We start from the raw sequence: 16,156 nt of genomic DNA on the forward strand, positions 1-16,156 counted from the left end.
GAGACAACCGGCCGTGTTCCTGAATAAGATGTAGGTAAAGAGTGCAGGCGGCTGGAGGGATGTACATTTGAGCAGGTATCTTGACTATATGAATAGGAATGCTCAGCAGCAGGAAGGGGAAGTTATACAACTCATTAAGGCGGAATCTCCTACCTATAAAAAAAATCTTGTAGACAAATGTGGAAGTTTATTAATGAAGCTCTTCGAGAATCATTTTATGACAAAGAGCAGATTGTACCCGCAAGAACATCGCGGAGATCACTTCCGTGTAAATATCGGAACAGGCTGGAAACGCATTTTGATCCTTGTGCATTTTGATACAGTTTGGGATGAAGGGCGTCTTACTACGTACAAGAAAGATGGCAGACTTTACGGACCTGGAGCAATTGATATGAAAGGTGGTATTATCCAGGCAATGTGGGCTGTAAAAGCTCTTTTTGAACTCGGTGGTATGGATGATAAGGAAATCGTATTTTTGTGTACGTCCGACGAAGAAGTTGGAAGTCAGACTTCAAGAAATATTATTGAACGAGAAGCGAGACTGAGTGATGCTGTTCTTGTAATGGAACCTCCGGTATCCGGGTCGGGTGCTATTAAAACGTCCCGGAGTGGAGTGGGGTTTTACGAATACAGTATTCTCGGAAAGAGTTCCCATGCGGGCAGTAATCATCATGAGGGCAGAAGTGCAATAAAAGAGCTGGCACACCAGGTTCTCTATCTGGAGTCTCTAACGGACTATATGAAAGGAACTACAGTGAATGTCGGGGTTGTTAATGGCGGCACCAGGTTAAATGTTGTGCCTGAATTTTCCAGGGCGCATATTGATTTCAGGGTGAAAACCAGTGAAGAGGCAGGCAGGATTATGTCAATTGCAGGGTTCCCGACTCCGGTATTGGACGGGACATCGATTTTTGTTACCGGAGGCTTAAACCGGCCGCCTATGGAACGTAATGAAAAAGGGGTATTATTATTTGAAAAAGTGAAAGCTGCAGGAAAGAAAGTCGGTCTGGAAATAGAGGAGGCACATGCAGGTGGAGGCAGTGATGGAAATTTCACGGCTGCTCTCGGGATTCCGACCATTGACGGGCTGGGGAGTGTGGGGGATGGTGCCCATGCTGAACACGAACATCTTCTATTAAAGGAGCTTCCTGTAAGAACTGCAATGCTCGCTCATTTTATAGAAGACTTATAAAGGCTGTTTCAAAAGGCATATTATCCCTCTGAAACAGCCTTTTATTTACTGTTTTATGAAAACGTTAAGAATGTTTTTATAGAAAGTGTTGATGGGAGCGCATTGGGCGGAATTCAACACCTGTGTTTAAAGGAGGCTTTGATAAGCAGCCTTTAATCACGTGTAACTTTTTTCTACTTCATCCACGAGGCTTCCTACATAAGATACAGCTTCACGGATCGCGGCCGGGTTTGACAGGTCTGCTCCGGCGTGGGAAAGAAGTTCGAGAGGTTTCATCGTACCTCCTGACTTTAACACGTGAAGCCACCTCTCAACTGCCGGCTGTCCCTCATCTTTAATCATTTTTGCGACAAGGGTGGAAGCGGTAAGACCGGCTGAATACGTGTAAGGGTACAAGCCCATATAGTAGTGCGGCTGCCTCATCCAAGTAAGTGCGTCCCTATCATCAAAACTCACTGTATCACCCCAGAACCCTTTCAATACGTCCAGTTTAACTGCTGATAGTGAATCTGCAGTCAGTGCCTCGTTGTTTTCGGCCATCGTATAAACCCGTCTCTGAAATTCACCTTCCAGAAGGTGGGTGACAAAATTGTGGTAATACGTACCGAGAAGCTGGAGGATAACCCAGCGCTTCATTTGAGCCTCAGAAGACTTTTTAATCAGGTGATCGGCTAGAAGGAGTTCATTAAGGGTGGATGGAGCTTCAACGAAATATGTCGAAGGCCGCACATTTGAGATTTGCTGATATTTGTTGGCCAGGTAGAAGTGGCCTGCATGACCGAGCTCGTGTGTAAGGATAAACGTTCCCCTCATCATGTCAGTCCAAGTCAGAAGGATGTAGGGATGGGAGGCATAAGGACTGGAGCAGAATGCTCCTGTCATTTTGCCGTCATTTTCAGCTTTGTCCACCCACCGGTCATTCAGCCCTTGTTTCATAATGTCCATATACTCCGGACCCATAACTTCCAATGATTCCAGGATCATTTTACAGGCTTCATCATACGTCACCTCCGGGTTGAAGGAGGGCTCGAGAGGCGCTTTTAAATCACAGAACCTGATTTCGTCAAGATCTGACTGCTGCTTTTTCAATTTCATTAGCCGCTGCATGTGCGGGGCAAGTTCTTTATAAATGATGTTCAGCTGATTTTCGTACATCTCAACAGAAACTTCCTGGGGATGCAAAAGCATCTCAGTGACGGAATTGTAACCGCGGATCTTTGAAAGCGTGACCTGCTTGGTCACTTCTTTTGCATAACCTGCGGCGTATGTATTTTTGTATTTTTGCAACCCATTTGTAAAAGATTCGTAAGCGTTTCTGCGGGTTACAGGATCAGCACTCAGCTCAAACCGGTCTTCGTATGATGCGAAAGTTAAGGGTTGTTCCTCGTTGTTTCCATCCAGGAATGTGTCAAATGACATATCGCTCGACTTGCTCTGAGAATAGATCGCATACGGGGCTGCATGCAGGGCAGACAAAGATGCTAATACTTTTTCTGTTTCAGGTGAGAGGGTGTGCTCTTTGCGGTCTTCAAGATCCATGAGGTTCTTTTTGTAAACAAGGAGATCCGGTTCTTCATTAAGATATTCTCCGATTTTTCCGTCGGGAAATTGAAGGACCTCTGAATCGATAAAGCTGAGAGAGGCGTCAAATCCAGCTAATATATCAGACACTTTTGCGTAATTTCCCTGATTAACCGGGTCTGAACCGTCTTCTGCCAGCTTCAGGCTTGCGTATGTTGCTGCTTTGTACGCTCTCTCGATAAACGCATCTCTTGCTTGAAGACACATTAAAAGTGTTTTTGCACTGTGGTTCAGGCGTCCTGAAAATCGGGTGACTTCGGAAATGTCACTATTCAATCTGTGCAGTTCTTCTTTCCACGTTTTTTCACTGGAAAAAAGGTCTGATAAGTCCCATGTCTGGCTTTCCGGAACACTCTTTCTGGTCCTTTTTTGTCCTTTTACTGCTTCCATTTTTTGTTCCTCCTGTCGATTGCGGTGATTGATTTAATTATACACAAGTCACCGGGGGTTTGTACGATTATTCAGAATAATGATTCTATTATAATGGAAAAGTTGAAATACAGCCGGATTCATTTTATGATAGAAAAAGTTATCATATGAAAAGATGGATATTGGAGGATAAGTACTTGGGACATAAACTCAGCGAATGTTTGTCGCTCGATGTTATTATTCAGGCGATGGATTACACCAGAGCAGGTGTTATTATTACAGACCCGGATTTGGATGATAATCCGATTGTATATTCCAACAAATCTTTCGGCGCCATTACAGGATATGATCCGGAAGAATATCTCGGTAAAAACTGCAGATTTTTGCAGGGGGGAGGGACCTCATCAGAAGCCATAAAGGATATAAAGAATGGGCTTATGAATAAAAGACCGGTTTCCGTAACACTTAAGAACTACCGTAAAAGCGGGGAAGCCTTCTGGAATGAACTCCACATTGATCCGGTCTATGTAAAAGAAGAAGAGAAGTATTATTTTATAGGTGTTCAAAAAGATATTTCCGAGTTAAAAGATTCGCAGGCTAAAATAAAAGGGTATCTTGAAGAGGTGTCGAGGCTCTCCACACCTATCGTTCCAATTGAGGACGGGGTCTCGGTACTGCCGTTAATCGGAAATGTAGATGAAGAAAGACTCGAAATTATCCTTCAAAATATTACTGCGGCTGTGTCGGCAACGAAAGACCATACGCTTATCCTGGACCTGTCGGGACTGAGCGATATTAACGAGCATGTGACCAGAGGCATATTCAACTTGAACGAGCTTCTGAGACTTTTAGGTACCCGTTTAATTATTACCGGTATTTCAACCAGACTTGCTATTAAAGCAACACACCTACAGATAGATTTATCTGAGATCTCAACCTTTTCCACCGTAAAAGAAGCCATTACGTCAAAATGAAAATTCTAACTCAAAAGGGACATCTGCCTTGTTTTGCGGCAAATGTCCCATTTTTATTTGATTTCCAACGGTACGGAAAGGAGAAATTGTATTGACACCCATTTGTGAACTGTCATATACTAATGAAAGTAATCCCGAGTAAGGTGATAAGGATTAATTGTTTTGTCCAGGAGGTTTAGTAATGGAGCGAGTAATGATTAAGAATGTAGAGAAAACATTCGTCTCTGATGATAAGGAAAAAAAGTCATTTACCGTTTTCGATGATATATCGCTTGATGTGAGTCCGGGTGAGTTTGTATCTCTTCTCGGCCCGTCGGGATGCGGTAAGTCCACGCTGTTAAATATTGTTGCCGGGCTGGACCGGGCGACAAACGGCGAAGTGAAAGTGGGTGACACGAATGTCACAGGGCCTGGATCGGACAGAGGGGTTGTGTTTCAGGAAGCAGCGTTAATGCCCTGGCTGAATGTTATTGACAACGTAAAGTTTGCACTTAGGAAAAAAATGAATAAAGAAGATGCTCATAAAGAAGCGGAGAAATATTTAAAACTTGTTCACCTGAGTAAATTCATGGACGCTTTTCCCCATGAATTATCAGGCGGAATGAAACAACGTGTTGCAATAGCCAGAGCTTTGGCAATGAATCCGAAAATTCTGCTGATGGATGAACCATTCGGAGCTCTTGATGAACAGACACGATCCATGCTTCATAAAGAAGTCCAGTTCATCTGGGAAGAAACGAAAAAAACGATTCTTTTTGTTACTCATAATATCAGAGAAGCGATCCTCTTATCAGATCGTATTGTCTTAATGGGTACACGTCCGGGGGGGATCAGGAAAGTTTATCCTGTGGATCTGCCCAGACCAAGGACACCTGCTTCAGAAGAATTTATTAAGCTTGAACAAGATATCATGTCCATTTTGGGCGGTGAAATAGAGAAAGTGATGAGGGAGGAAATGGGAGATGACTTCAACAGCCAGAAGGCTTCTCTTCTTTACGGCACTAATCGTAATATGGGAGATCATATTTAGAGTTAATTTACAGACGAATTTTTGGGCCACAACATTATTTCCGTCTCCTATTGGAGCTGTCGAGCAATTATACCGTGGTTTTTTTGAAACAGGAATTTTACGTGTAGCCCTTCTTGAGAGTATGCAGCGAATTTCATTAGGGTTTGTTTTGGCCGTTATTATCGGCGGAGTTCTCGGTGTCCTTCTTGCTACATCTAAACTGGCAGACGAAACACTGGGTTCCCTTGTTATTGCACTACAGCCAGTTCCTAGTATTGTATGGCTTCCAATTGCCCTTATGATGTTCCAGGGTGGCGGAGGAGCGATTCTGTTCGTTGTCGTTCTTGGTGGTACTTGGGCGATGACTCTCAATATGAGAATGGGTATTAAAAATGTCCAGCCCATATTGATAAGAGCAGCCAGAACAATGGGGTACAAAAAGACAGAACTCGTCTGGAAAGTCATGTTGCCTGCATCCATTCCATCAGCATTGACCGGTGCACGTCTCGCCTGGGCATTCGGATGGCGGGCGTTGATGGCGGCAGAACTGATTGGTCGGGGAGGTCTCGGCAGAACACTGATGGATGCCCGTGATTTTTACAATATGGATTTGGTGGTAGCCATTATGTTTATTATTTCTGCGATCGGCTTGACGGTAGAGTACTTTATCTTTAGTAAGGTAGAAAAACGAGTATTATCACGCTGGGGTCTGAATACAAGTAATTCGTAAAAAAGAAGGGGGATTCAAATGAAAAAAATTCTGGGTTTGGCAAGTGTGGGAGCATTGATGCTCCTTGCAGCGTGTGGCACAGGCGGAAGTTCATCTTCAGATGAGGTCAATATCGGGTATTTCCCGAACCTCGATCATGCTGCGGCAATTGTGGGTATGGAAAAAGGGTATTTTGAAGAAGAAATGACAGAAAGTGACGTAGATTTTGTGAATTTTCCAAACGGAAATGACTTTATCGATGCTTTGAGTACAGGAAACATTGATATGGGGTATGTCGGTCCGGGGCCGGCTATTAACTATTTCCTTCAAGGTGGAGACGTTGTGGTTATTGGAGCTGCAGCGAACGGAGCTACACTGATTGTGTCAAGGGAAGACTCCGGTATTCACACTTTGGAAGACCTTGATGGTCATTCCTTTTGCACACCGGGGAACGGATGTACACATAATGTCCAGCTCGAAATTATGCTTGAAGGCATCGGACTGAAATCAAATCGGCTGGGCGGAACCGTTGAACATCAGTCACGGGTGGCACCTGCCAATATGGTTGCCATGTTTGAGCAAGGTGACATTGATGCAGCAGCAGCTCCCGAACCTTGGGGTACGCTTCTCGTTGAAGAACACAACGCGAATGTTGTTGTAGAGTGGGATGAAGTATTCTTAGGTCAGGAACTGGCGAGTGTAGTCATTGTAACCACGAATGACTTTCTGGAAAATAATCCTGAAGCAGTAGAGCAGGCATTGCGCGCACATAAACGCGCTGTGGACTATACTGAGGAAAATACTGAAGATACGTTGAAAACAATCAACGATTCTCTATATAACCTTACTCAGACAAGACTTCCTGAAACAGTACTTGAAAATGCATGGGAGCGTATGGTGGTAACAACAGAAACCCATGCGGATGCACTTCAGTACTGGGCTACAGCTTCCTATGAACTCAATTTCATTGAGGATGAGCCTGATCTTGACGGGTTTGTCGACACATCCATTCTTGACCGTATTACAGAAGAATAGAAACAAAAGCCGTCCAAAAGGGCGGCTTTTGTTGAATGGGCTGCCCTGAAAATACAATTTGGGGGATTTCATTCTCAGCATCTTACCGATGTTCTCAGCTTCGTTAAACGGAATACGCTACCTTTCCGCGACTTGCGCCGAGCCTCCTCATTGAGAGGGAAGCTACTCAAACACTTTAGGGCTCTGATTGCAACTTGAAGTGGGTTTTGATTTTTTCATGTGCTAAAGGTCATTGTGGTTATAAAAGAATGTTGATTGGAGCGAATTCCGTGGAGACCCGGTCAAGCACAAGACTTGCTTCATGAATAAGCCTCGAGTTGCTTCGCCGCATATTTCTTCAGAGCCTGGCTGGCAGAGAGGAAGGAGCAGCATGCTGAAGATCGAGCCGCCCGCGGAAAGTGCAATGAGCGTAGATTAACACCTAACTTTTCCGAGCCTATTTAAAAGAAGATGGGGCGGCATTATTATCGGGCTTTGACTTTTTCAGTGCCCTCAAGATGTAAGATCTCGCCTGTCTCGCACTTCGGCGGGAGTCTAGCTTGTTCCATTCAACTCCAAAGCGTTGCGAACTGGAGGATATAAAATACCATGCCGAAAACAGAGCGCATGTCTATTTTCATGTTCCGTGGCAGGAATAAGCTAGCATGGGTGACTGTGTCAAAGATCGAGGTTAAGTGATAAAATTTGTGAAGTGTCGCGATTTCTGGGCACTGCTTCGGGAGAATTGCAGGCCAGAGAGACCGGACATGTGCCGGGGTGGCTCCCGAACCGCACGAGGAAATAAAGCAGAAGTCAATACCGGAAATTTAAAAGCGTTCAATAAAATATTAAAAAATAACCAAAGAAACCCCTATAAAAATTGACAGTTTATTCTGACATTAAACGACTGTTTAAATAGTGTTGCGTGGGCGACTCTTTATCTTTCCTGTGTTAAACTGATACAGTGATAATTAAATGAAGATATCAGGTGATGTTTATGACTAGACGAGTTGAAGTGGCAACCTTTGCCGGAGGCTGTTTCTGGTGCATGGTGAAACCATTTGATGAGCTGCCGGGAATTATTGAGGTTCGATCAGGATATACCGGAGGACATGTTAAAAACCCTTCATACAAAGAAGTAAAACAAGGGGATACAGGTCATTTCGAAGCTGTAAAAATAACGTATGATCCATCTCTGTTTTCCTATGAGAGCCTTCTGGAATTATACTGGCCTCAAATAGATCCCACTGATGCAGAAGGGCAGTTTATTGACCGGGGACCTCAGTATAGAACGGCTATTTTTTATCATTCCTATGAACAAAAAACAGCTGCAGAAAAATCAAAGCAGCGAGTCGAAGAAAACGGACCGTTTAATAAACCTGTTGTAACAGAGATATTACCGGCCGAGGTTTTTTATCCTGCAGAAGAAATGCATCAGAAGTTTTATAAAAAAAACCCTGATAGATATAAACAGGAACGTGTTAATTCAGGCAGGGATGCTTTTATTAATAAGCATTGGAAGTCACCCGGTTTTATTTAACACCAATTGAGGAATAGTAAGGATATCTTTCTCAAGGAGTGGTGACAGTTATGAATGAACATGCGCTTAAGGACAGAATTATTTCTCTGCTTGACTCCCATAAAGTAGGCACACTGGCTACAGTGAGAAATAACCGGCCGAATTCCAGGTATATGACCTTTTTTAATGACGGTTTAATGCTTTATACACCAACGAATAAAGAAACACACAAGGCAGAGGATATCCGGGAAAACCCTTACGTTCATATTCTCTTAGGCTATGAAGGAGAAGGTTATGAAGACCCTTATCTTGAAATCGAGGGAAAAGTGGAAATTAAAGATGATAATGAGATGAAAGAAAAAGTCTGGAGTGACCGTATGTCAAAATGGTTTGACGGCCCCCGTGATCCGGAATTTGTATTGTTGCAGGTTACGCCTTCCGCAATCCGTCTGATGAATGACGGAGAAGAAACACCAGATACACTTGAACTATAATTTAATTTGGAAGCCGCCCGTAAGGTAAACCCCTTTCGGGCGGTTTTTCTAGTGTGACTGGGACGCCGGCACAGGTTTGTTATGGAAATCAGCATCTAATCTAATCAGTTAAAAATATTTAAAAATTGTGAACATATTGTTTTTACACAGGAAGAAGCCTCCCTGTTATGGAAGATGGAATTATCTGAAGTGAGCAGGAGGAATGAAGATGAAAGACTGGTTTGGTGACATTTATAAGAAACATGAAAAAGCCGGCGACTTCGACCATCTCGAAGGTAAAGGAAAACCGCTGAAACGGGAGCTGCTTGAGGGGGATGTGCTTGACCGCACGATTAAGGCAGCAAATTTTGTGCCTGAATGGGTGCAGAAAAGAAAAGAAGTGGTCACTGAGATGGAAAAGGTGATTCGCCTGAAAGAACATATGGATGAAGAGGTATTCGAGGAGAGGGTTGAGACCATTAATGGTCTTATTAGAAAATACAACCAGAAATGCCCGCCTGTTATGCAAAGAGGGCTTGTCAGTCCCGGTAATCTGGAAGAGCGGTACGAAAGCTGGCTTTAATTTCAGAATTGACAGACATTCTGGTATAATCAGGAAGGTGGGAGGAAGATAATATGATGAAATATTACGTTGAAAAGTATGATTTTAAGCAGGCAGATAAGGTTGAGCACCAGCTCAGGAAGCTTCTTGAACGTCCTGTAACGTCAGTTGAGGACCTTGAGAAATGGCTGGTGGATCAAACTGAAGTTTATGACGCTATTGAAGAAGCCCTGTCCGGTCATTACATTGATTTTCAGTGTTACAGTCATTCTGAAAAGGCCAAAGAGGCATTTGAATATGATCAGAAATACATAGAACCCATGGTGAAGAGATATGAAGCTCTTCTTGATAACAAATTCTTTAAAAATGAGTACAAGTCATTGCTGGACACTGATGTATACGGGGAATTTATTAAAAGTAAAGAAAATGCAAAAGCCATCTTCCGGGATGAAAACGTAGATCTGGAAATTGAGGAAGACCGTCTTGCGACACGTTATTTTGAAATTACCGGCAGTCTGACCGTTGACTGGGATGGGGATGAACTTACACTGAGCCAGGCAAAGGTTCATCTGAAAAGTTCTGACCGCGAGACACGTAAAAAAGCAGCGACGTTGATCATGGAAGCTGTTTTATCAGAAGAGGCCGAGCTTCAATTGATCATGGATGACCTGATCAAACTGCGTCAGAAAAAAGCTGAAAATGCAGGCCTTTCAAATTATCGTGACTACATGTTCAAAAAATATGAAAGATTCGATTATACGCCAAAAGATTGTAAAGCATTAATGGAGAGTGTCAGGAAGCACGCACGTCCTATTCAGGATCACCTGTTAAATGAACAAAAAGGTGATCTGGGTGTAGATTCTCTGCGTTTCTGGGATCTTCAGGGAGTTCCGAATGGGCAGACACCACTCAAACCTTATGAAACAAGAAATGAGCTTGTAGAGGGGACAAAGGAAATGCTCAATACGCTGAACCCGCGGTTTGGGGAGCTCCTGAGCAGGATGGATGAGCGGGGAATGCTTGATTTGTCTGCTAGAAAAGGGAAGGCACCGGGTGGCTTCTGCACTACACTTCCTGTTTCTGATCTGTCGTTTATTTTTATGAACGAAGCCAGACATCAGGACGACCTGGTAACACTTATCCACGAGATGGGACACTGTATTCATAATGATTATAAAAAAGATCTCCCTGTCGGGTTGTACCGCGATACACCGAGTGAGTCCGCTGAACTTGCGAGTATGACCATGGAGCTGTTCACGATGGATCAGTGGGATCGCTTTTATAAAAACGAAGAGGATCTCAAACGGGCCAAAAAAGAGCAGTTCAGCAGCATCATTGATCTGTTGACACAGGGAATGGTTGTAGATCAGTTCCAGCACTGGCTTTATGAAAACCCTGAGCACACGAAAGAGGAGCGGAACAGTTATTTTGAGAACCTTTCAAACGAACTGTCCCTTGGAGCAGTTGACTGGACAGGGGTGAGAGACTGGCACCGGAACAAATGGCTGTTTGTCCTTCATATTTTTGAGGTTCCGTTTTATTACATCGAATACGTAATAGCCCAACTGGGTGCTGTTCAAATGTATATGCAGTACAAAGAAGATCCGGAAACGGCACTTGCCAATTACGAACGGGCTCTTAAACTGGGCAGGTCAAAGCCTCTGCCTGAGGTATATAAAGCCGCAGGTATTTCATTTGAGTTTTCCGATAATACAGTGAAAAATGCGGTTTCATTTATAAAAAAAGAGCTGGAGGAACTTAAGTAAGAAGGAGTTTCCCCTATCTGAGAGACAGAATAAAGCAGAATTAAAACGAGGGCGGCTCTTAAGGCGGGATTATACACCTTAGGAGCCGTCCTCTCTATGGAAATGATGTTGTCAAAAAGATTTGACTAAAATGAGACTTTTAATTTGACCAGGTCCTGAACAGATCCGTCTTCGGCACTTCTTGTGTATACCCAGAGAGTTCCGGTATCTGAAGTAGGCAGGTTGTCAAAAGGAACACTCGCTACGAAAGAACCATATGCGGGCCCTGCGAGTGCAGCCGTTGTAAAACGCTCGCCGGAAACCGTTTTGTCATTCTGGTCTACAAGCCGATAAAGGACATTGGCTTCAAATGCCCTGGCGAGACCGCTGATAATACCGCCGTCATTAAACGGGGCCCCGGGCCTTGGTTCAAAAACGACAATATTTCCGGATGTAGGTAACGGGATGATCAGGAAGGTTCCTTCATAGATCAGGTCAGGTGAGATTCCGGTGCGAAACTGATTGGCAGTCAGAACTTTTTGCAGAGAAACACCAAGGGAGTGAGAAATAGTAAATAGGGAGTCGCCCTCCTCAATTACATAGATAACTGCGGGAATGGATACTTGCTGATAAGGATAAATGAAATCCGGGTTTTGAATGGTATCATTCATACCGGCAATAAGATCAGGAGTTGTTCCAAATCTTTTGCTGATGGCCCCAAGAGTCTCTCCCTCTGAAACGGTATAAAGGGTCACGGTCCGGTCGGGATAGCGTTTTGGAATGATGAGTTTTTCACCCGGGAAGATTGTGTATTGTTCTGTGAATGGAGGGTATAGAGCGTTGGCTTTAATGATATCCTCCACATCACTTTCGTACCGTAATGCCAGGGAGTAAAGGGTATCACCAGCCTGTACTGTATGAATACTGTGCGTTCCATTAAGAATAGCCATAAAAAAACACCTCCTGCTCTGTCATAATGATATGTTTCACAGCTTGTAAAAAGACACTTCTTTATGAAAAGTGGTTTAAAATCCCATGAAAAAGTAAAGATATACCTTGTGGACAATTATTAGAAGGAGTGGATTTCATATGGCAGAAGTTATGTTTACTTCTAAAGCGACAGCAGAAGGCGGCCGTGAAGGTCACGTCAAATCAGTGAGTGGTGTTGTGGATCATAATCTCGTTATGCCTAAAGGAGATACTGCAACAACAGAAGGCACGAATCCGGAAGAGTTGTTTGCTGCAGGTTATGCAGCCTGCTTTGACGGGGCTCTTAACTTAATCGCTTCAAAAGCAGACAAAGAAATTGATTCGAAAATAACAGCGGAAGTTTCACTCTTAAAGGACCCTTCTGACGATGGATTTAAGCTCGGTGTGAACCTGGAAGTTTCAATTCAGGGCGTTTCCCGAGAGGAAGCTGAAGATCTCGCTCATAAAGCCCACGATTTTTGTCCATATTCCAAAGCTACGCGGGATAATATTGATGTATCGTTAAATGTCACTACAGGCTGACCCTGAATTAAAAAAGAATGAAACGAAACCTCCTGCACATACGTTAGTAATAAAACGGATGTGCAGGAGGTTTTTATGTATCAGCATATAGTCAGGCCGGGGGAAACCCTCTTTTCTATTTCTGAAGATTACCGCACACCCTTCCAGGCTATTCTTCAGGCAAATGGGCTGCCCGATCCAAATTTCATATACATCGGTCAGGCGGTAACGATACCGGGAATCCCTGACCCGAACATGATTCCTTATTCTATTATCGTTTCTATATCTCAACGGACACTTACATTACTCGAAAACGGCGTGCAGGTGAAAGTATATCCGATTGCAGTCGGAAGGATGCTGTTCGATACACCGACAGGAGAATTTATTATCGTAAACAGAGAGCCAAATCCAGGGGGGCCGTTCGGAGCTTTGTGGTTGTCCTTATCAAAGAAAGGTTACGGCATCCACGGTACAAATAACCCGGCCTCGATTGGGCAGGCTGTCTCCCGCGGGTGTATCAGGATGTTTAATGAAAATGTACTGGAGCTGGGTTCGGTAGTGCCGAATGGAACGCGGGTAAGTATAAGACCGTAATCCGGTATGAATACAGATTTATTTAGATGAGTATGAACACTCGTGTAAGGGTATATACCTGTAACACATTTTATAGGAGTGTATAGGATGACGGATTATGTAGAAGTGGAGCCAATGCTCAAACAGATAAAAACAACAAAAGAACTGAATGACATGGGCTTTCACTGCCTGAGTCATTTATATGACCACGAGGATGAGGGAGATGAAAACAAGCTGGACCGCAGCGGGCAGTTCTCCCATTGCTGGATATGGAGTAACGGTTTTTTAAGAATCATCGTTAAAGATCGGGAAGACCAATACTGTGAAATCGTTGGTGAGTTCACAGAAGAAACCATTCAGGAAATTATCAGAAACCAGTGGCGTAAAGCAGATGAAAAACGACTGGTGGATAAAGAGGATTTTTCCGAACTCAATGAAGGGGAATTTATGAATGTTGACGTGCTGTTTAAGCTCGGGGATAACTATTCTGTGAAAGTCAGGGTGGAGGTTTCCCATTACGACGACACCACAACCGCAATCGACCTGGCTAAGATCATGCTGTCATCCGATCTGGGGCTTAATATCGATTTCATATTCGAATCCCTCAATATAAACTCTTATGATGAGAGGTACGTGAGGGTAGAAAAAGAGAAAGAATCTGCTGTTTAATTAAGTCTGTTTAAGCATAGCTTACTGCTTGGTGAAAGTTATATCCACAACACTTCATCTTCATTTATAACGCCAGATAAAAGAAGCAGCAATACAGGAGCATTAATAAAAATCATAATAGCTGTACCAGCAAGGTTGTATGCAGGAAATACTGTCTCATTTGTTGAATATAACAGAAGATGCTACAAATGAAGGAGACGATGAAGATGCAGATTAAATCCCATTACCTACACAAAAGAGATGTAAAAACACTTGATGAAACAATGAATATTAAAGAAGCGCTTGATTTCATCCAGCAGACTGGTTTCAGGTGTGTGCCGGTTTTATCAGCAGAAGAGGAATTCCTCGGCAACATTTATAAAACCCACCTCTATGAATACCTTTACAGAGACAATCTCGATCCGGCAGCGCCTATCACAACCCTTTTATCCGACAAAGATAAAGCAGTTGACGAGAAAGCGTCATTTTTCAGTGTGTTTTTTACAATCCGTCAGGTTCCCTATCTTACTGTTATTGATGAAGACAAGAAGTTTAAAGGCATCCTGACACACGGCAAAATTCTTGATATTCTGGAGAACGCATGGGCTGTAGGGCACAGTAGTTACGCTCTTACCCTTTCAATGGAAGAGTATAAAGGTTCTTTACAGGATATCGCTGCAACTCTTTCAAAGGTAACAGATATCAGAAGCTTCATTACTCTGGATAGTGACCGCACATTTATGCGTCGCTGTGTGGTAACCCTGCCAAACGAAACGACAGAGGATGAATTGGAGAAAATAGTACGCCATCTCGAGAATAATCACTTCCGAATCATTCATATTGAAAACGAAAAATCCATGGCTGGTGAAGGAAAGCAGTAGTAGAAATAGAAGTAGGACTAATTCGACGCGGTCCTGACTGAGGGCAAAAAAAGATCAGCAAGGCAAAAATGCCTTGCTGATCTTTTTTGGTTATTTTTTCGTATTTTCGAATTCATTTTTAATCGAGTCAAGAAGGCTTCTGTCGGTTAATACCTTCAGTCCTGTAAGTGCCATAGCTTTAGCTCCGATAAACATGCCTTCAAATCCCTCTTTGCTGAGTGCGGCATCTCTGAACTCCCGCGTATGACCAATAATCGGTGTATCACTGATTTTAACATAAGGGTGTATAGATGGAACTTTGTGACTCACGTTACCCATGTCAAGAGATCCGCCGCCTTTTTTTTCTTTTATTTCATCCCTGTCTACACCGAGGGAGACAAGACTTTCAGTAAAGGTTTTGGAAAGAGGCTCGTTAGTAACCATGTTGTCGTAGGAGAATTCGTAATTGGATATGGAAAGTTCTGCGCCGGTGGCCAGTGCTGCACCTTTTGCGCAATTATTCACTTTTTCTACTACTTTGTTAACAGCTGAGCGGGTGGATGCCCTTACATAAAAGTGTGCTGCTGCATAATCCGGAACCACATTTGCCGCTTTTCCGCCTTCAGGAATAACACCGTGAATCCGTACATCAGAAGTTACGTGTTGCCGCAGGGCATTAATACTGTTAAAGGTTTGGATAACAGCATCAAGAGCGTTAATGCCTTCTTCTGGTGCAGCGGCTGCGTGTGCGGTTTTGCCTGTGAAAGCAAACTCAATGGCATCCATAGCAAGAGAACTTCCGCTTTCCCGGTAGCAGCTGCTTGGGTGAGACATAATGGCAACATCCAGGTGGTCAAAGACACCTTCCTCAGCCATGGTTACCTTTGCTCCCCGCGTTTCTTCCGCAGGTGTACCGTAGACAAACACTTTTCCGCCTGTCTCATGTATAAATTTGCTTAATGCAATTCCGGCAGCGGCTCCCATTGTGCCGATGAGGTTGTGCCCGCAGGCATGTCCAATCTCCGGCAAAGCATCATATTCGCTCATAAATGCCACGTTTGGTCCGGGACGTCCGCTTTCATATACAGCTTCAAAGGCAGTAGGCTGACCGACAATATTAGTGTTAACTTTAAAATCGTGCTCCCGCAGGGTTTCAGACAGTATCTCACAGGCTTTGAACTCTTCATTCCCAAGTTCCGGGTTATTTCCGATATACTGGCTGATTTCATACATTCTATTCTTTAATTCGTCCATTGTTTCAAAAAGTTTCTCTATGTACAATTTTATTTCCCCTCTCGTTTTCAACCTGAAACGGTCTGTAGCTATTTTATAACGATCAAGAGTAAATGAAAAGGCGGAAGAGAAGAGGAGGTTTTGTCCGGGAAACGAAAGACAAAAGCCCCCTTTTTTAAGAACGTAAAAAGGGGGTCTGTCCCC

The 16,156-nt window shown here is 43.5% G+C and carries 16 protein-coding genes; 13 read left to right on the plus strand and 3 right to left on the minus strand.

The annotated features are described in order from the left end of the window. The first annotated feature begins 67 nt into the window (after positions 1–67). A complete protein-coding gene (locus tag EBO34_RS04830) occupies positions 68–1,192 on the plus strand; it encodes a M20 family metallopeptidase (RefSeq protein WP_249414005.1) in 1,125 nt (374 codons plus the stop codon). A 156-nt stretch (positions 1,193–1,348) separates the two neighbouring features. Here the strand turns inward: EBO34_RS04830 and pepF are convergent, their stop codons facing one another. After that, positions 1,349–3,163 (minus strand): oligoendopeptidase F, encoded by a 1,815-nt coding sequence (gene pepF / locus EBO34_RS04835; RefSeq protein ID WP_122896794.1) that lies wholly within the window; start codon positions 3,161–3,163, stop codon positions 1,349–1,351. Positions 3,164–3,339: 176 nt separating this feature from the next. Here pepF and ytvA point away from each other — a divergent pair, with 176 nt between their 5' ends. The 8 genes from ytvA to EBO34_RS04875 all read left to right on the plus strand — a co-directional run bounded on the left by ytvA (position 3,340) and on the right by EBO34_RS04875 (position 11,168). Beyond that, a complete protein-coding gene (gene ytvA / locus EBO34_RS04840) occupies positions 3,340–4,116 on the plus strand; it encodes a YtvA family blue-light photoreceptor (RefSeq protein WP_283234580.1) in 777 nt (258 codons plus the stop codon). Positions 4,117–4,297: 181 nt separating this feature from the next. Then, positions 4,298–5,146, plus strand: a complete 849-nt coding sequence (locus EBO34_RS04845) for an ABC transporter ATP-binding protein (protein ID WP_122896796.1) — start codon at positions 4,298–4,300, stop codon at positions 5,144–5,146. After that, on the plus strand, positions 5,079–5,855 hold the full coding sequence (locus tag EBO34_RS04850; RefSeq protein WP_122896797.1) for an ABC transporter permease: 777 nt from the start codon (positions 5,079–5,081) through the stop codon (positions 5,853–5,855). Before EBO34_RS04845 ends, EBO34_RS04850 begins: the two co-directional genes overlap by 68 nt. Before the next feature lie 18 nt (positions 5,856–5,873). Continuing rightward, positions 5,874–6,869, plus strand: a complete 996-nt coding sequence (locus tag EBO34_RS04855) for an aliphatic sulfonate ABC transporter substrate-binding protein (RefSeq protein WP_122896798.1) — start codon at positions 5,874–5,876, stop codon at positions 6,867–6,869. 976 nt (positions 6,870–7,845) lie between these two features. Continuing rightward, entirely contained in the window at positions 7,846–8,388 is a 543-nt protein-coding gene (msrA, locus tag EBO34_RS04860) for a peptide-methionine (S)-S-oxide reductase MsrA (protein ID WP_122896799.1), read from the plus strand. A 50-nt stretch (positions 8,389–8,438) separates the two neighbouring features. After that, positions 8,439–8,861, plus strand: coding sequence for a pyridoxamine 5'-phosphate oxidase family protein (locus EBO34_RS04865; RefSeq protein ID WP_122896800.1), 423 nt, complete (start codon positions 8,439–8,441; stop codon positions 8,859–8,861). A 208-nt stretch (positions 8,862–9,069) separates the two neighbouring features. Next, positions 9,070–9,423 (plus strand): DnaJ family domain-containing protein, encoded by a 354-nt coding sequence (locus EBO34_RS04870; RefSeq protein ID WP_183163716.1) that lies wholly within the window; start codon positions 9,070–9,072, stop codon positions 9,421–9,423. 53 nt (positions 9,424–9,476) lie between these two features. Beyond that, on the plus strand, positions 9,477–11,168 hold the full coding sequence (locus EBO34_RS04875) for a M3 family oligoendopeptidase (protein WP_122896802.1): 1,692 nt from the start codon (positions 9,477–9,479) through the stop codon (positions 11,166–11,168). Between the two features lie 125 nt (positions 11,169–11,293). On the opposite strand, the gene EBO34_RS04880 is transcribed toward EBO34_RS04875, so the two are convergent. Continuing rightward, positions 11,294–12,097 (minus strand): LysM peptidoglycan-binding domain-containing protein, encoded by an 804-nt coding sequence (locus EBO34_RS04880; RefSeq protein WP_122896803.1) that lies wholly within the window; start codon positions 12,095–12,097, stop codon positions 11,294–11,296. Between the two features lie 139 nt (positions 12,098–12,236). On the opposite strand from EBO34_RS04880, the gene EBO34_RS04885 reads away from it, so the two are divergent. The 4 genes from EBO34_RS04885 to cbpA all read left to right on the plus strand — a co-directional run bounded on the left by EBO34_RS04885 (position 12,237) and on the right by cbpA (position 14,740). Next, a complete protein-coding gene (locus EBO34_RS04885; protein WP_122896804.1) occupies positions 12,237–12,659 on the plus strand; it encodes an organic hydroperoxide resistance protein in 423 nt (140 codons plus the stop codon). 75 nt (positions 12,660–12,734) lie between these two features. Then, a complete protein-coding gene (locus EBO34_RS04890) occupies positions 12,735–13,232 on the plus strand; it encodes a L,D-transpeptidase family protein (RefSeq protein ID WP_122896805.1) in 498 nt (165 codons plus the stop codon). A gap of 87 nt (positions 13,233–13,319) precedes the next feature. After that, a complete protein-coding gene (locus EBO34_RS04895; RefSeq protein ID WP_122896806.1) occupies positions 13,320–13,880 on the plus strand; it encodes a hypothetical protein in 561 nt (186 codons plus the stop codon). A 206-nt stretch (positions 13,881–14,086) separates the two neighbouring features. Continuing rightward, the gene (cbpA, locus tag EBO34_RS04900; RefSeq protein ID WP_183163717.1) at positions 14,087–14,740 is read left to right on the plus strand and encodes a cyclic di-AMP binding protein CbpA; all 654 of its coding nucleotides are present in this window, start codon (positions 14,087–14,089) and stop codon (positions 14,738–14,740) included. A 90-nt stretch (positions 14,741–14,830) separates the two neighbouring features. Here cbpA and EBO34_RS04905 read toward each other — a convergent pair whose 3' ends face one another. Next, positions 14,831–15,973, minus strand: a complete 1,143-nt coding sequence (locus EBO34_RS04905) for a M20 family metallopeptidase (RefSeq protein ID WP_183163834.1) — start codon at positions 15,971–15,973, stop codon at positions 14,831–14,833. Positions 15,974–16,156 lie beyond the last annotated feature (183 nt).

Origin of the sequence: Alteribacter keqinensis (genome assembly GCF_003710255.1) — a bacterium.
Taxonomy (GTDB): domain Bacteria; phylum Bacillota; class Bacilli; order Bacillales; family Salisediminibacteriaceae; genus Alteribacter; species Alteribacter keqinensis.

What these genes read in the sequence shown, in the direction of transcription:
- EBO34_RS04870 (WP_183163716.1), top strand. Translation starts at nt 9,070, where the DNA reads ATGAAAGACTGGTTTGGTGACATTTATAAGAAACATGAAAAAGCCGGC.
- EBO34_RS04845 (WP_122896796.1), top strand. Translation starts at nt 4,298, where the DNA reads ATGGAGCGAGTAATGATTAAGAATGTAGAGAAAACATTCGTCTCTGAT.
- EBO34_RS04850 (WP_122896797.1), top strand. Translation starts at nt 5,079, where the DNA reads ATGACTTCAACAGCCAGAAGGCTTCTCTTCTTTACGGCACTAATCGTA.
- EBO34_RS04880 (WP_122896803.1), bottom strand. Translation starts at nt 12,097, where the DNA reads ATGGCTATTCTTAATGGAACGCACAGTATTCATACAGTACAGGCTGGT.
- EBO34_RS04895 (WP_122896806.1), top strand. Translation starts at nt 13,320, where the DNA reads ATGACGGATTATGTAGAAGTGGAGCCAATGCTCAAACAGATAAAAACA.
- EBO34_RS04865 (WP_122896800.1), top strand. Translation starts at nt 8,439, where the DNA reads ATGAATGAACATGCGCTTAAGGACAGAATTATTTCTCTGCTTGACTCC.
- EBO34_RS04855 (WP_122896798.1), top strand. Translation starts at nt 5,874, where the DNA reads ATGAAAAAAATTCTGGGTTTGGCAAGTGTGGGAGCATTGATGCTCCTT.
- EBO34_RS04875 (WP_122896802.1), top strand. Translation starts at nt 9,477, where the DNA reads ATGATGAAATATTACGTTGAAAAGTATGATTTTAAGCAGGCAGATAAG.
- EBO34_RS04885 (WP_122896804.1), top strand. Translation starts at nt 12,237, where the DNA reads ATGGCAGAAGTTATGTTTACTTCTAAAGCGACAGCAGAAGGCGGCCGT.
- pepF (WP_122896794.1), bottom strand. Translation starts at nt 3,163, where the DNA reads ATGGAAGCAGTAAAAGGACAAAAAAGGACCAGAAAGAGTGTTCCGGAA.
- cbpA (WP_183163717.1), top strand. Translation starts at nt 14,087, where the DNA reads ATGCAGATTAAATCCCATTACCTACACAAAAGAGATGTAAAAACACTT.
- EBO34_RS04890 (WP_122896805.1), top strand. Translation starts at nt 12,735, where the DNA reads ATGTATCAGCATATAGTCAGGCCGGGGGAAACCCTCTTTTCTATTTCT.
- EBO34_RS04905 (WP_183163834.1), bottom strand. Translation starts at nt 15,973, where the DNA reads ATGGACGAATTAAAGAATAGAATGTATGAAATCAGCCAGTATATCGGA.
- msrA (WP_122896799.1), top strand. Translation starts at nt 7,846, where the DNA reads ATGACTAGACGAGTTGAAGTGGCAACCTTTGCCGGAGGCTGTTTCTGG.